We start from the raw sequence: 15,143 nt of genomic DNA on the forward strand, positions 1-15,143 counted from the left end.
GACGGCCGCGCCCGGCGCGCGTTCCCGGACCGTCCGGTGCGTCACCCCTTCGCGCTCTCGTCCCGTCCCCGGGATCTCAGGGATTCGTCTCGCGAAGGAGATCTCCGTGACCACCAGGACCGCAGCCGCGGCAGCACGGGCCACCGTGTACGGCTACCCCCGCCAGGGCCCGAACCGTGAACTGAAGAAGGCCGTCGAGGGGTACTGGAAGGGCCGTGTCACCGCCGACGCCCTCCGCGCCGCCTCCGCCGAACTCCGCCGTGCCAACTGGCAGGAGCTCGCCGACGCCGGCATCGGAGAGGTACCGACCGGCGACTTCTCGTACTACGACCACGTCCTGGACACCACCGTCATGGTGGGCGCGATCCCGGAGCGGCACCGCGCCGCGGCCGACGCGGACGCCCTCGACGGCTACTTCGCCATGGCGCGCGGCACGCAGGACGTGGCGCCGCTGGAGATGACGAAGTGGTTCGACACCAACTACCACTACCTCGTGCCCGAGTTGGGTCCTGGAACCGTGTTCACCGCCGACTCCTCCAAGCAGGTGGCCGAGTTCAAGGAGGCCCGTGCGCTGGGTCTGACGGCGCGGCCGGTACTCGTCGGGCCGGTCACGTACCTCCTGCTGGCCAAGCCCGCGCCCGGGGTCGCCGCCGACTTCGACCCGCTGACGCTGCTCGACCGGCTCCTGCCGGTGTACGCGGAGGTGCTCGCCGATCTGCGCGCGGCGGGCGCCGAGTGGGTCCAGCTCGACGAGCCCGCCCTCGTCCAGGACCGCACGCCCGCCGACCTCAACGCGGCCGAGCGCGCCTACCGTGATCTCGGCGCCCTGACCGACCGCCCGAAGCTGCTTGTCGCGTCCTACTTCGACCGGCTCGGCGACGCTCTCGCCGTGCTCGCGAAGGCCCCGGTCGACGGCCTCGCCCTCGACTTCACCGAGGCGGCCGCCGCCAACCTCGAAGCGCTGGCCTCCGTGGGCGGACTGCCCGGCAAGCGCCTGGTCGCCGGTGTCGTCAACGGCCGCAACATCTGGGTCAACGACCTGGAGAAGTCCCTGTCCACGCTCGGCACTCTCCTCGGCCTCGCCGAGCGGGTCGACGTGGCCGCGTCCTGCTCCCTCCTGCACGTCCCCATCGACACGGGGCTCGAACGGGACATAGAACCGCAGATCCTGCGCTGGCTGGCGTTCGCCCGCCAGAAGACCGCCGAGATCGTGACGCTCGCCCGCGGGATCGCCCGCGGCACCCACACGATCTCCACCCAACTCGCCGCGAACCGCGCCGATCTGGCCTCGCGGGCCGGCTCCCCCATCACCCGCGACCCGGCCGTCCGCGCCCGCACGGGCGCCGTCACGGACGCCGACGCACGGCGTTCCCAGCCGTACGCGGAACGGGCCGCGGCCCAGCGCGCCGCGCTCGGCCTGCCGCTGCTGCCGACGACGACCATCGGCTCGTTCCCGCAGACCGGTGAACTGCGCACCGCCCGCGCCGACTTGCGGGCCGGGCGGATCGACCGCGCCGGGTACGAGGAGCGCATCAAGGCCGAGATCCAGGAGGTGATCTCGTTCCAGGAGAGGACGGGCATCGACGTCCTCGTGCACGGCGAGCCCGAACGCAACGACATGGTGCAGTACTTCGCCGAACAGCTCACCGGCTACCTCGCCACCCAGCACGGGTGGGTCCAGTCGTACGGCACCCGCTATGTGCGCCCGCCGATCCTCGCCGGCGACATCTCGCGCCCCGAGCCGATGACGGTGCGCTGGACGACGTACGCGCAGTCCCTGTCCGGCCGTCCCGTCAAGGGCATGCTCACGGGCCCGGTGACCATGCTCGCCTGGTCGTTCGTCCGCGACGACCAGCCGCTCGGCGACACCGGACGCCAGGTCGCCCTCGCCCTGCGCGACGAGGTCGGCGACCTGGAGGCGGCCGGCACCTCGGTCATCCAGGTCGACGAGCCCGCGCTGCGCGAGACGCTGCCCCTGCGCGCCGCCGACCACCCCGCCTACCTGGCCTGGGCCACCGAGTCCTTCCGCCTCACCACCAGCGGGGTACGGCCGGACACCCAGATCCACACCCACATGTGCTACGCGGAGTTCGGCGACATCGTCCAGGCCATCGACGACCTCGACGCCGACGTCATCAGCCTGGAGGCGGCCCGCTCCCACATGCAGGTGGCGCGCGAGCTCGCCGCCCACGGCTACCCGCGCGAGGCGGGCCCCGGCGTGTACGACATCCACTCCCCGCGTGTCCCCGGCGCCGAGGAGGCCGCGGCCCTGCTGCGCAAGGGACTCGACGCCATCCCCGCCGAGCGGCTCTGGGTCAATCCCGACTGCGGCCTGAAGACCCGCGGCTGGCCCGAGACCCGCGCGTCGCTGGAGAACCTGGTCGCTGCGGCCAGGACGGTCCGCGAGGAGATCGGGACGAGCACGTCCTGAGGCGCGTGCGGCGCCCCGGTCCGGACCGGGGCGCCGCGTGGCTCGTATCGCTCGCTCATTTCCTTTCGCGCTCTGCATCGCGTTGCACTGTGCAAGGATGCGTGTACCGAGCAGCACTCCGCGCCTCTCCCAAGGCCCCGCCTCATGAGACAAGTCCCCTCGCTCCTGTTCGTCCTGTACGTGGCCTGCGCCGTGTGCAAGGCACACATCGCGCACCTCGAGTTCACCCCTCCCGGTGCGCATCCCGTGAGCATGCCGCGCTGGGACGCGAGGCGCCGGTCGGCCTACGCCGCGTCGAGAAACCCCTCGCTCTGGTGGTTCACCGTGGAGAGCGAGGCATACGCGAACGGCGCGGGTGAAAACGTTTCGGCCGAGGACGCGGACCGCTACCGAAGAGCCTTCCGCTACCCGCGCACCTTCGCCCGCGTCCACACGGCGGGCCTCAAGGGGGACGCGGGTTTCTGCGCGCAGTGCGACGTCCCCTACTGCGGCAGGCACTGGCGTCACCAGGAGACGGCGACCGGCGAGGGCACGACACTGTGCCCGCTGGGGCACCGCCGCTGACGCGCCCGCCCGGCCTCCGGTGCCGACGCGGCCGCGGTCAGGCCCCTGCCGTCGCCTCAGCCCAGCCGAGGGGATACGGCTCGCGGCCGTCCGTGTCCGACACCTCCGGCTCACCGCCTGCTTCGTTGAACGCGGACAACGCGGCGACCAGGGCCCCGCGTTGCTCGGGGGCGAGCCGTTCGACGATCGCCGTGACTTCCTGCCTGCGCCGGGTCGTGACGGTCTCGACGGTCCGCCGGCCTTCCTCGGTTACCTGGAGCAACGTCTCGCGGCGGTTGCGGGGATTGACCCGCCGGTCGGCCAGGTCCATCGCGATGAGCCGGTCCACCATGCGCATGGCGGTGGACGGTGCCACGCGCAGATGTTCGGCGAGCGTGACCAGTTTTGTGGCTCCCCGCGTCGACAGGACCACGAGCATACGGAATTGAGGGAGCGTCACACGCTCCTCGACCTGTGCGAGGGACCGCGCCGACACGGCGATCAGCAGTCGCGACGCACTCAGGACCGCTCGGGTCACCGCGTCGACATCGTCAGCTTCCTCACGACACTTCCGGGGTTCGACCATGTGTCCTTTCTACCCCTTCCCGGCGGGTACTCGTCCGCCCCCTACGGTGATCGAGGGACCGGTTGAGACACAGGAGGCCATGTGTTCGACGACTTCGAGCTGACGCGGCGCGAGGGCGACGGGGCGCGACTCCGGGTACGGCACGGAGGGAGCGGGCCGGCGGTGCTGCTCCTGCACGGCCATCCACGCACCCACGCGACCTGGCATCGCGTCGCCCCGCTGCTGGTCACGGCCGGGTACACGGTCGTCTGCCCGGACCTGCGGGGCTACGGCGGCTCCGAGAAGCCGCCGACCGACGAGCGGCACACCCCGTACTCCAAACGCGCCATGGCGGGCGACTGCCTCGCGGTGATGCGCGGACTCGGGCACGAACGGTTCGCCGTGGTGGGGCACGACCGGGGCGCGTACGTGGCGACGCGCCTCACCCTGGACCACCCGGACTCCGTGTCCGCTCTGACCGTCCTCGACGGCGTCCCCATCGGCGAGGCACTGCGGCGCTGCGACGCGCGGTTCGCCGCGCGCTGGTGGCACTGGTTCTTCCTGGGCCAGACCGACAAGTGCGCCGAACGCGTCATCGACGCCGACCCCGACGCCTGGTACAAGGGCACCCCCGAACAGATGGGCGCGGAAGCGTACGAGGACTACCGGCGCGCGATCCACGACCCGGCCACCGTGCACGCGATGTGCGAGGACTACCGGGCGGGCCTCGGTGTCGACCGGGAACACGACGACGCCGACCGGCGGGCCGGTCGGCGCATCGAGTGTCCTTTGCAGGTGCTGTGGGCCACGCGTGACGACATGGTCGATCTCTACGGCGACGTGCTGGGCATCTGGCGCGACTGGGCGGTCCGCCCGCCCGTCGGTGGCCCCGTGGAGTCCGGCCACCACATCGCCGAGGAGGCCCCCGCCGAACTCGCCGCCGCCCTGACCGGGTTCTGGAGCTGACGCGCGCCGGAACCGATCCGCCCTGGGACTAGTTCACCGTCAGCTCCGCGACTCCCGGGTGCTTCTTCGCCCCCTCCTCGCCGCGCACGGTCACCCGCACATACCGCGCGGGCCGCGGGTCGTCCGCGTCCACCCGGTGCCAGTTCCGCCCGTCGAGGGAGACCTCGACGCTGTGCGCGGCCGGCTTGACGTCGCTCCAGGTTGGCGTGACCTTCTTGACGCGCACCGGCTCGGTGAGGTCCGTGGTGAGCCGCCCGTTCGCACCGTCCGGGACCCAGGCGGTCGCCGAGTTGCCGTCGAAGGCGGCACCCGCGTACATGCCGGGCTGCTCGGAGGAGGCCTTGGCCGTGGTGCAGCGCGCCGCGTTGGTGGTGGGGGTCAGGTCGGGGCGGCGGGTCTCCAGGACGACCGGGGCGCCCTTGCCGAGGGTCCGCTTGCCCTGCGGCGTGTCGAGCGTCATCGGCGCTCCGTGGGCGAGACGCACGGTCGTGCGGCGGGCGCCGATCTCGATGTCGTAGGTGCGCCCCTGCCAGGCAAGGCCGCGCAGGGTGACGCCGCGGTCGAGCTGCGGGGGCAGCATCGGGTCGAGGTGGAGGCTGTTCTCCCGCATCCGCATGCCGGTCAGGCCGTTGGTGAAGGTCTGCAGGAAGCCGCCCTTGCCGGTGAGGAAGTCGTGCGCGGGCGAGCCCGACAGGGGGTCCTCGGCGCCCGCCTTGTCGCCGCGGGCCTCCGAGAACTGCGCGAAGGGGCCGCGGACGAACGGCTTGATGGAACGCTCCAGATAGGTGTACGTGGCGCAGCCCGGCTCACCGATCCCGGCGGCGTCGATGGCGTGCACCGAGTCCGTCATGGCCGGGCCGTCCGGGTCGGTGCGCTGCGCGTAGTAGTCGAGGGTCGCGGCCGCCGCGCCCTCGGGCATCTTCCACTCCAGCGGGTACATCAGGAGGACCGTGTCGGCCTGCTTGATGGTGCTGCCCTTGTAGCCGTCGTACTGTTGGAAGACCTTGCGCTTCTCGTCGTACGGGATGCGGATGCGGTCGGCGATGGTCCGCCACTTGGCGGGCGCCCGCTCACCGGCCAGTTCGGCGGCGCGGGTCGCGTGGCGCAAGGCGGTGACGGCACCCGCGTTGGTGAAGACCGCGTCGTCGACGCCGTTGCTGTACTCGTCGGGTCCGGCCGTGTCCTTGATCGAGTAGCTGCCGTCCTTGTTGCGGCTGACCCGGCCCGCCCAGAACTCGGCGATCCCCTTCATGACGGGGTAGCCGCGCTCGCGCAGCCAGTCCGTGTCCTTGGTGGCCAGGTAGTACTGCCAGGTGGCGAGGGAGATGTCGGACTGGAGGTGGATCTGGGTGCGGCAGTGCGGCGGGTCGACGCTGTGGCACTCCTTGGCGAGGTTCCCCGAACTTCCGCTGTTCCAGGGGTAGAAGAGGCCTTCGTAGCCGAGCTTCCGGGCGTTCTCGCGGGCGCCCGCACGGGTGCGGTAGCGGTAGTCGACCACGGACCTGGCGAGCTCGGGCCGGGTGGCGAGCAGGCCCGGGTACATCCAGGTCTCGGCGTCCCAGAACACGAGACCCGCGTAGTTGTCGCTGGTCAGGCCTGCCGGCGCGATGCTGTTGGAGGCGCCCTTCCGGGTGTTGGCGAGCAGCCCGTACTGCGCGGACCGCACCCACGACTGCATCTCGCGCCGCCCGCGCACCTCGATGTCGCCGCGCCACAGTTCGGCCCAGGCGGCGGTGTGGGAGCGCAGCATGGTCCGCCAGCCGCGGTCCGCGGCCCGCCGTGAGGTGGCGGTGGCGTCCCGGCGCGGGGTGCGGGAGGTGAGGCCCGTGTCGATGCCGACGTACTTGGTGAAGCCGTACGACTGCCCACGCCGAACCGGCATGTCGATGCTCTGCCGTGCCGTCAGGTCCCGGGCCTTCCGGGCTTGTTGGGCCTTGCCGCCCCGTACGCCTTGGTCGGCGCGCAGAGTGGAGGCGACGGCTCCGTCCACCTTCGTGCCGTCCGTGCGGAAGGCGACGTCCATGCTCGGCGCGGTCCCGGATCCGTCACGGTGTCCGCCCGTCCGGTCGCCGCCGCCGGTCTGCTGGATGCGGCGTGCGCCGCGCCCGTCGAGCATGTCGGTGACGGTGGCCTTGCCGCTCCAGTGCGGCGTCATCCTCATCCGGACGGCGCCCACGTGCGGGTCGGTGCGGTCGGCGAGCACCTCGTAGACGAGATCGGTGCGGCGCCCGTCGGCGGCCGTCCAGGTCAGTGAGGTACGGACGACACCGCAGTGCAGGAGGAGTGACTGGCGGTAGTCGGAGATTCGACCGCTCGGCGTAGAAGAGTTGAAGGTATCGCCGTGTGCTCCACCCGTGTCGACCGTGAGGGCGGTCCAGTTGGGCAGGGCCGCGACGGCCTGGCGGTCCTCGGCGGTCTGCTTGTTGTGCGCGTACAGCCCGGAGACGAAGGAGCCGTCGTAGCGCGGGGTGAACAGCGGCCATCCCGTCTTGGCCTCGCTGTCGGTGTATCCGGCGCCGTTGGGCGGTACGCGTTGCCCCAGGTAGCCGTTGCCGACGAAGGCGTGGTGGGTGTCCTTGGCGTCGGCCCGCGTGGTGGTGCCGAGGGTCCAGCCGTTACCCGTGCGGCAGTGCGCGGCGGGGGTGCTGTCGCCGTCCGGCGCCGTTCCGGCGGCCGCCGACGGCACCGAGGCGACGAGGGTTCCGGCCAGCAGCACCGCGGTGAGTCGGGCGGTGCGCGGCCGCGCACCGAGGGAGTACGTCATTGTTCTCCGTCACTCTGGTTCACCTGCGAGGGTCCAGGGACCATAAATTTCCTGAACGAGTCACGTCAATAGATGGGTGTTCTCGGTCAAGTCTCGAAGGCATGGAGAACATGTAAAAGGTGACACCCGTCCGGGTGACCCGAGCGACAGACTGCGGAGGGCCGTCCCCAGTACACCGGCGGCCCGGAGGCCAATTCGGGACGTGTGTTCACGCGTTCAGCGGATCGAGCAGGACGGCGTGGCGGACACTGCCTGTATGTGGGGCCAAGCACCTGAATACCGTGACCTCTTCGTCGGGCGTACGAGGGAACAGGACGAGCTCGTCTCCGCGCTGCCCTCGCACCGGCTGATCAGCATCACGGGTGCCGCCGGCGTCGGCAAGACCCGGCTCGTCGCGCACACGTTGCACTCCCGGCTGCCGGAGACCGCCTCTGTCGGCCGTGTCGGCTGGGCCGACCTCGGTGCCCTGACCGATGCCCGGGGTCTGCTCGGGGCGGTGGCGCAGGCGGTCGGGTTCGCCGACCACACCTCCAGGCCTCCTCTCGATGCCCTGAGCTGCTGGCTGGCCGACCGGGAGGTACTCCTGGTCCTGGACTCCTGCGAGCACCTTGTCGCCGCCTGCCGTGAGCTGACAGCCGATCTGCTGACCACGTGCCCCGGCCTCACCGTCGTGACCACCAGCAGGCAACGACTGGGCAGTGCGGGGGAAGCCGTCATCGACATCGGCCCGCTGCCCCACGGCCGCGGCGACAGTGACGCGTTCACCCTCCTCATCGAACGGGCCCTCGCCGTGGCCCCCGCCCTGAGCGTGCGACACCCGCGGCAGGACGAGGACCTCACCTCGATCTGCACCCTGCTGGAGGGCATGCCGCTGGCTCTCGAACTGGCCGCGGGACAACTGATGCACCGCCCCGTGGAGGAGCTGTCCGCCACCTTGCGCAGACAGCACGAGGGCCTGACGGCCGCCTGGCCCCGCTGGCCCCGGCGGCACCGTTCGCTGCGCACCGCCATCGGCTGGAGCCACGAACTGTGCGCCCCACTGGAGCGGTTGCTCTGGGCACGGCTGTCCGTCTTTCGCGGCACGTTCGACGAGGACGCCGCGCGCGCGGTCTGCTCCGGTGGACCGCTTTCCGCCGGTGCCGTCCCATCGGCCCTGGCCGGGCTGGTGGCCAAGTCGGTGGTCAGGCAGGAAACGGACGGCCGGCTGCGACTGCCGGCGAGCGTGCGGGAGTACGGCTGGATGTGGCTGGGTGAACTCCACCAACGCCGGCCGCTCCAGGACCGGCACGCCGAGCACTTCCTCACGCTGGCGCGCTCCGCCGACGCCGGCTGGCCCGGAGCGGGCCAGGCCGGCTGGTATCAGCGCATCGGCTCGGCCCATGCCGATCTGCGCGCGGCGCTGGACCATCTCATGGCCGTCGACACCGACCGCGCGGCGGAACTCGCGGGCCTGGTCGGCTTCTTCTGGAGCTGCTGCGGCCACCTGCGCGAGGCGCGCTCCTACTTGGAACAGCTGCTGCCGCTCTGCCGTACCCACAGCCGCGCCCGGGCCAGGGCGCAATGGGCGCTGGGCTTCGCGGTCGCCCTGCAGGGAGAGCACTCCCGGGCGGCAGCACTGGGGCGCCGCTGCGCACGGGACGCGCGGTTCTCGGGCACCGCGGAGGAGCAGCTCGCGGCGGCCTACCTGCTCGGCATCACACATCTGCTCTCCGGCGAGGCGCACGAGGCGTACACCGTGGCACAAGCAGCGCTCCAGCAGGCCTGCGATCCGCCCGCCGCCTCGCCTTCCGTCCTGCGGTGCCGTCTGGTGCGGGTGTTCGCCCTCACCAGCCTGGGCCGCCTCGACGAAGCGGCCCGTGCGGCCTCCGTCCTGCGGGCGGACTGCGCCGCACGGGAGGAGTGCTGGACCCGGGCCTACACCGACTATCAGCTCGCCCTCATCGCCCTCGCCCAGGGCGACCCGGCCACGGCGGGCGCGCACGTCCGAGCGATGCTGGCGGGCAAGCGCCGCCTGGGTGACAGCTTCGGCATCGCACTGGGCCTCGACCTGCTGGCTGCGGCGGCAGCGGCCGAGGGAGACGGCACGGCAGCGGCGCTGATCTCTGGGGCCGGGGAGACGTACTGGCGCTCCGTGGGCCACAGCCAGCGCGGCATGCCCGAGCTGCGCGACGTACGCGCGGCCTGCTGGGCGACGGCCCGCGCGGCGGTGGGCGACGGCCTCTTCGAGCAAGCCTACGGACAGGGCATACAGGCCGACCCCGTCTCCATCGTGGCGCTGGCGGTCGAAGGGCGGCTGCCCGGCGGAGCGTGACTCCCTCGGGCGACCGCGAGGACACCGCCAGGGCGGGCCATCAGCGTGACGAGTGACGGGAGTCCTCCGATCGCGGTTCCCTGAAGCCGCAATCGATCGTCGCCGCTGTCCCGGCCCGCGCGGTGTATCTGCTCCCTGGCCTGTGTCAACGCCGACAAGAACTGGACGCAGGCAGTCCGCAGTTCTTCCCGCTGCTGCTTCCTGACCTCCTTCCGCCACTGCGCACGATGTGCCACCAGAACAGAGATCACACTGATGAAACCGCCCAGGGCCGTACTGACCGGTGCAGTCCAATCCATGACTGCCAGCGTGGCATGAACCTGAGGAGGGACTCCAGATGCGGCGGACACGACCCGGCCGTGACGTGCCGAGGGCCGCGCGGGTCACGTTCTCACGCACCCCAACTGCCCCACTGCACTCACACCCACCCCGTGCCGCGGTTCCGCGCCCGACACGGTGGCGAGTTTCGCGGCTGTCGCCGTAGCGACGTCGGTGCTTGTCTTGTTTTCACCATTCGGGAGGGCGAGCGCAGGGGGCCGTCATGACCGACACCGGGAACCAGCCAGAGGACGCTTCCGCGAACCAGCCGGAACGCGCCTCCGAGACCCAGCCGGAGAACGCTTCCACGAACCAGTTGGAGAACTCCCGCGAGAGGTCGCCGGAACACGGCGCCGAGGAACAGGCCGGTGGCACCGTCGTCAGGACGGCACTCATCACCGGCGAAACTTTCGGGATACGTGCCGTCCAGTACACGGTGGTCGACGGTCAGGGCATCGTCGAGGGCGACATCATTCTCGGCCGCGACGAGGACCTGCAACGGCGGACCGCCGAGCTGCGGGAAGCGGCGGCGGAGGGCGCCGTCGGCGTCGGGGACGGCATCCTGCCCGGTAGCACCGTCGACCTGACCAAGCGCGGCGCTGTGCAGCCGGCCGAGATCGTGGTCCCCTCGCAGGGCAAGCGGTGGCCCGGCGGCGTCGTACCGTTCCTCCTGGACGACTCCCTGACACCCGCCGCGCGCACCGCCATTCAGCAGGCCATCGACCACTGGCACGACAGGACTCGCCTCGCCCTGCGTCCGCGCACCGACACCGATGCGGCCTGGGTGAACTTCCGCGACGCCGCGGGGTGTGCGTCCTCGATCGGACGTCAGGGCGGCGGACAGGACGTCAAGATCGGCGCGGGCTGCGGTACGGGCGGCACGATCCATGAGGTCGGACACGCGGTGGGCCTCTGGCACGAGCAGAGCCGCGAGGACCGCGACCTGTTCATCAGCGTCATCTGGCAGAACATCGAGTCGGACCAGACGCACAACTTCGAGCAGCACATCTCCGACGGCGACGACGTCGGTCCGTACGACTACGGCTCGATCATGCATTACGGGCCGCGTGCCTTCGGCATCGTCAACCCGGCGACGGGGCTCCGGAAGACGACCATCGTGGCCGAACAGAACCTGCCGCCCGGCGTCAGCATGGGCCAACGCGACGGCCTGAGCGTCGGCGACAGGGGTGCGGTCGCCACGATGTACGCCGGGGTCTACCCCGCGACACGCAACGTCTGGCCGGGGCGTTTCCAGGGGCAGGCGAGCACCGACCTCCTGTACTACTCACCGGCGCGCCGGCACTGGTTCCTGGGACGCACCACGGCGGGGACGCTGGACTTCATCGATGTCGGCGATACCAGCGGGTTCGGGGACTCCATGGACGGTCGCCCGTTCTGGACGGGAGATTTCACCGGCGGCGGGCGCACCGAGATCATGTTCCACTACCCCGGCGACCAGAACTGGTGGCTCGGCACGATCACCAACGGCCAATTGAACTGGTCCCTGGTCGGCAACACGGCCGGATTCGGAGACGTCACCCGCAACCCGTTCTGGACAGGGGACTTCCTCGGGAACGGGCGTACGCACTTGCTCTTCCACTACCCCGGTGATCAGAACTGGTGGTCGGGGTCGGTGGCAGGCGGCCAGCTGAACTGGTCACTCGTGGGTAACACAGCCGGTTTTGGAGACGTCACCCACAACCCGTTCTGGACGGGTGACTTCACCGGCGGCGGGCGCACCGAGATCATGTTCCACTACCCCGGCGACCAGAACTGGTGGCTCGGCACGATCACCAACGGCCAATTGAACTGGTCCCTGGTCGGCAACACGGCCGGATTCGGAGACGTCACCCACAACCCGTTCTGGACAGGGCGCTTCACCGGAGACAGCCGCACCAACCTCCTCTTCCATTACCCCGGCGACCAGAACTGGTGGCTCGGCACGATGACCAACGGCCGGCTCACGTGGGCGTTCGTGGGCAACACGGCCGGCTTCGGCGACGTCACCGGAAACCCGTTCTGGACGGGTGACTTCACGGGCGACGGACGCACCGACCTCGTCTTCCACCACCCGGGCGACCGGAACTGGTGGCTCGGCACCCTCCAACAGGTCCCCGGCGAGAACGCGCGGTGCCAAGCGCTCCGTTCCGAGATCGCCGGACACCACGCCACGATCCGCGCCCTCCAGCAGGCCAGGAACGCTCTCGACCCGAGGCTCGACCGGGAGGAGATCAAAGAGATCAACAGGCAGATCACCGGGCTCCGCCAGACCATCACCACGAAGCAGTCCGAAATGGCCACCCTGGCCTGCCCGGCCACGCCCAACCCGGGCGGCGTGCAGTTGGTCTGGTCGCTGGTGGGCAACACGGCCGGCTTCGGCAGCTTCGCCGACGGCCGCCCCGTGTGGGCAGGGGACTTCACCGGGGACGGCCGGGCGGACCTGCTGTTCCACTATCGCGGTGACCTCAACTGGTGGCGCGGCAGCGTGACCGGCGGGACCATCAACTGGACGCTTGCCGCCAACTGGTGAGCCACGCAGGGCCGGTGGCCCTCGTCGGCACCTGCCGGTGAGCGGTCACCCCGGCCACCCGGGAAGCCGCGACAGACGTGCGAACGCTTACCGGACAGGCACCACCGAACGGGTCGTCACGCAAACGTGGGGAGAAGTCCACGCGGGCCCGGGGGGAGGCGCCGAGTGGGCCCCGACCCTGCTGGCGGTCGACGGCGATCAGGTGCGGGCCTGGACCGGCACCGGGCTGTCCCTGCGCCCGGCGCGGCTGATGGGCCCGGCGGACTCGCTGCGGGTGGTGCGCGCGCTCCGCGGCCTCGACGGGCTGCGGTCACCGGAACGTCGGGGAATCCTCAAGGCCGTCCCGGGGCTGGCCCTGGGGACGTTCCTGGTGACCGGCTGGCTGGCGACCTCACCCGCGCAGGCGGTGTCCCGCGCCAAGGGGAGCAAGGTGTCGCGCTGGGTGCAGGCCAACGCCGCCCGACTCCCCACCCGTTACGCCGAGTTCGTCTCGTATCCCGCGGACTACCGGCGCGCGGTCTACGGAGCACTGTCCGCCCCGGCCCGGAGCGACTTGTGGGTGGCGCACTTCGCGCACTACCGGAAGACGGTCCCCGAGCCCTGGCCCCGGGGACCGCAATCCAGTCGACGCGGCAGGGCCTCGCTTCCGAGAATCACCGCATGAGCCTCAATGTGGATACCTACGTATACAAAGCCAACGGCGAGTGGGACCTACTGGAAGATCCCGACGACGACTACAGCAAGACCATGGCCGGATTCGAGGGAACACGCAGCAAGCTGTGGGGCTCCGAAACGGTTCGGGCGCTGGGGGCCCGCTTCTTTCCCCGGCTCGACGGCGGCAACCTCCAGGTCGAACCGGGCGAGATCGACGACTTCCTGGCCGAGTGCGAAGCGATACGCCTGCACTTCGATCGCCTCGCTGAAGTCAGCGGCTACGACGCTGAGTACATCACCCGATGCTTCGACAACATCCTTGCCGCCTCCGTGCGGGCCAAAGCCGAGGGCGGCGGTGTCATCATCTGGTGAGCGTGATCCTGAACGTCGACTTCAGGGCGTCGACGCGCCCTGCCGACCAGCCCCGCCTCTGCCGGGAGCTTGTCGCGCAGGAGCAGGAGTTGCGTGACGTCATTGCGGTTTCGGCAACAACGGCTCGTTGAGCGACCACAGCTCCATCGGTCGGGTGGGGGCCGACCCGTCAGCGGGCTCGTTGTTCGCCGTTGCCTTCGACGAGCATCAAACGTATCGTTATTCGATAACATCGTTTTTCGATAACAGGGTGGTAGTCATGGTCGATGACCGCAAGTTGCTTGAGCCCCTCTTCAGCGCGATGTCATTGGTTCTTCGCGTGGTGCTCGGCCTGGCGGTGGCGGGCTTCATCCTGAGCCTGTTCGTAGACGGCATCCATGTCGCCTTCATCGGAGGCGATGTGTGCCTCACCGCGGACGGAATATCAGGCGGCTCATCCGACACCAATGCGATGTTCGGTGCACGCGAGGGGGTCGACGTCGCAGCATCTCCGAGGTACTGCACATCGGATCCCACTCGTAGTCAGCATGCCCTGGAAGCCCTTCATGACCTACCGTCGTTCATCCTGACGTTCGGCGGCCTGCTGCTGCTCAACAGGCTGCTCAGGGGAGCGGCCCGAGACGGGGTCTACACCGCGCAGACCGCCTCTCGGCTGCGCGGGCTCGGTTGGTGGCTGCTCGTCGGCAGCCTGCTCACCGAAGTCGCACAGGCCATCGCCAGGGCCCAACTGTTGGCGACGCTGGTCAAGGAGGACATGGCCGATGCCCTCGGCAACGCGTGGGACATCCCCTTCCTCTCCCTCCTCACGGCCTTGGGTCTGTTCACCTTCGCCCGGATCGTGCGCGCAGGCGTCGTGATGCGCGAAGACGTCGAGGCCACCATTTGATGGTTGCTGCCGAGCAGACACCGGACGGCCACGCGATCGTAGTGGACCTTGATCGCCTCCTCACGGAGCGAGGGATGACTCTCACCGAGCTGGCGGACCGCGTCGGTGTGACCATCGCAAACCTCTCCATTCTCAAAAACGGCCGGGCCAAAGCCATCCGCTTCACCACGCTCACCCGGATCTGCCAGGTACTGGACTGCCAGCCGGGCGATCTGCTCAGCCACCAGCCACTCCATGGCCGACGCTGACCAAGTGCCCACGCTGTCGTGCCTCTTCGGCCGTGCCGCGGCCACGCCAGGAGGCCGCCTGCAGCCAATGCGATTGCCTTGGCGTTCCGGCCTCATAGCGCCGCGTGCAGCCCGAGAGAATGACAGCATGACTGTTTTCCGCTGTACCAACTGTCAGAAGCCCATGACCGGTGAGGTGGTGTCGGGGGAACCAGTGAGGGGCCCCGAGCGACCGCCCGGCCACGAGGTCGTTCCGCCGCGGATGCCTCTGGGGACCTTCAAGACCAACTTCGACGGCAGCCTTCTGATTCTTCACCCGGACGACGTCCCTGGGACGGTGCTTCACACCGACCCACGTCGTGTCAGTGGTTGCTGCGGGCTCGCCGGCCAGGACGGGCCCAACCTCGTCTGCGGCAGATGCGGCGCTGAGGTAGCAACGAAGGAGTCCGATTGCTGGACCGACAACCTTGTGGCACTGATGGCGGCCGCAGTGACTGATGGGCGCGCGACAGACGCTGCTGTCTAGGGCGCCGTACGGGCTTGCGTTACGTCGAGTACCGGTTTCCCGGCCCGGCG

Annotated in this window: 11 protein-coding genes; 9 read left to right on the forward strand and 2 right to left on the reverse strand. The window is 70.1% G+C overall.

The features are described from left to right. Positions 1–106 precede the first annotated feature (106 nt). Together metE and DEJ48_RS03045 are read left to right on the forward strand one after the other, a co-directional pair. Positions 107–2,431 carry a 5-methyltetrahydropteroyltriglutamate--homocysteine S-methyltransferase gene (gene metE / locus DEJ48_RS03040; protein ID WP_150214212.1) on the forward strand — a complete coding sequence of 775 codons (2,325 nt, stop codon included), beginning with the start codon at positions 107–109 and terminating at the stop codon, positions 2,429–2,431. A gap of 144 nt (positions 2,432–2,575) precedes the next feature. Next, positions 2,576–2,995, forward strand: coding sequence for a hypothetical protein (locus DEJ48_RS03045; protein WP_150214214.1), 420 nt, complete (start codon positions 2,576–2,578; stop codon positions 2,993–2,995). Positions 2,996–3,032: 37 nt separating this feature from the next. On the opposite strand, the gene DEJ48_RS03050 is transcribed toward DEJ48_RS03045, so the two are convergent. Further along, positions 3,033–3,560, reverse strand: a complete 528-nt coding sequence (locus DEJ48_RS03050) for a MarR family winged helix-turn-helix transcriptional regulator (RefSeq protein ID WP_150214216.1) — start codon at positions 3,558–3,560, stop codon at positions 3,033–3,035. An 81-nt stretch (positions 3,561–3,641) separates the two neighbouring features. Here DEJ48_RS03050 and DEJ48_RS03055 point away from each other — a divergent pair, with 81 nt between their 5' ends. After that, positions 3,642–4,505, forward strand: coding sequence for an alpha/beta hydrolase (locus DEJ48_RS03055; RefSeq protein ID WP_150214218.1), 864 nt, complete (start codon positions 3,642–3,644; stop codon positions 4,503–4,505). Positions 4,506–4,533: 28 nt separating this feature from the next. Here the strand turns inward: DEJ48_RS03055 and DEJ48_RS03060 are convergent, their stop codons facing one another. Further along, positions 4,534–7,269 (reverse strand): discoidin domain-containing protein, encoded by a 2,736-nt coding sequence (locus tag DEJ48_RS03060; protein WP_150214220.1) that lies wholly within the window; start codon positions 7,267–7,269, stop codon positions 4,534–4,536. Positions 7,270–7,525: 256 nt separating this feature from the next. Between DEJ48_RS03060 and DEJ48_RS03065 the strand changes: the two genes are divergently transcribed. The 6 genes from DEJ48_RS03065 (at position 7,526) to DEJ48_RS03090 (ending at position 14,588) form a co-directional block, all read left to right on the forward strand. After that, positions 7,526–9,580 (forward strand): ATP-binding protein, encoded by a 2,055-nt coding sequence (locus DEJ48_RS03065; protein ID WP_150214221.1) that lies wholly within the window; start codon positions 7,526–7,528, stop codon positions 9,578–9,580. A gap of 541 nt (positions 9,581–10,121) precedes the next feature. Then, positions 10,122–12,428, forward strand: a complete 2,307-nt coding sequence (locus tag DEJ48_RS03070; RefSeq protein WP_150214223.1) for a M12 family metallopeptidase — start codon at positions 10,122–10,124, stop codon at positions 12,426–12,428. A 202-nt stretch (positions 12,429–12,630) separates the two neighbouring features. After that, complete coding sequence (locus DEJ48_RS03075) at positions 12,631–13,092, forward strand: hypothetical protein (RefSeq protein WP_150214225.1); 462 nt, start codon at positions 12,631–12,633, stop codon at positions 13,090–13,092. Further along, positions 13,089–13,454, forward strand: a complete 366-nt coding sequence (locus DEJ48_RS03080; protein ID WP_150214227.1) for a hypothetical protein — start codon at positions 13,089–13,091, stop codon at positions 13,452–13,454. Before DEJ48_RS03075 ends, DEJ48_RS03080 begins: the two co-directional genes overlap by 4 nt. A gap of 127 nt (positions 13,455–13,581) precedes the next feature. Beyond that, entirely contained in the window at positions 13,582–14,340 is a 759-nt protein-coding gene (locus DEJ48_RS03085; protein ID WP_150214229.1) for a hypothetical protein, read from the forward strand. Further along, a complete protein-coding gene (locus tag DEJ48_RS03090; protein WP_150214231.1) occupies positions 14,340–14,588 on the forward strand; it encodes a helix-turn-helix domain-containing protein in 249 nt (82 codons plus the stop codon). The genes DEJ48_RS03085 and DEJ48_RS03090 overlap by 1 nt, the downstream gene beginning before the upstream one ends. The last annotated feature ends 555 nt before the right edge of the window (positions 14,589–15,143 follow it).

The sequence above is a fragment of the Streptomyces venezuelae genome (assembly GCF_008642315.1).
Lineage (GTDB): Bacteria > Actinomycetota > Actinomycetes > Streptomycetales > Streptomycetaceae > Streptomyces > Streptomyces venezuelae_D.

Coding starts and splice junctions, on each gene's coding strand:
- DEJ48_RS03045 (WP_150214214.1), top strand. CDS start 2,576: ATGAGACAAGTCCCCTCGCTCCTGTTCGTCCTGTACGTGGCCTGCGCC.
- DEJ48_RS03050 (WP_150214216.1), bottom strand. CDS start 3,560: ATGGTCGAACCCCGGAAGTGTCGTGAGGAAGCTGACGATGTCGACGCG.
- DEJ48_RS03060 (WP_150214220.1), bottom strand. CDS start 7,269: ATGACGTACTCCCTCGGTGCGCGGCCGCGCACCGCCCGACTCACCGCG.
- DEJ48_RS03065 (WP_150214221.1), top strand. CDS start 7,526: ATGTGGGGCCAAGCACCTGAATACCGTGACCTCTTCGTCGGGCGTACG.
- DEJ48_RS03070 (WP_150214223.1), top strand. CDS start 10,122: ATGACCGACACCGGGAACCAGCCAGAGGACGCTTCCGCGAACCAGCCG.
- DEJ48_RS03080 (WP_150214227.1), top strand. CDS start 13,089: ATGAGCCTCAATGTGGATACCTACGTATACAAAGCCAACGGCGAGTGG.
- DEJ48_RS03090 (WP_150214231.1), top strand. CDS start 14,340: ATGGTTGCTGCCGAGCAGACACCGGACGGCCACGCGATCGTAGTGGAC.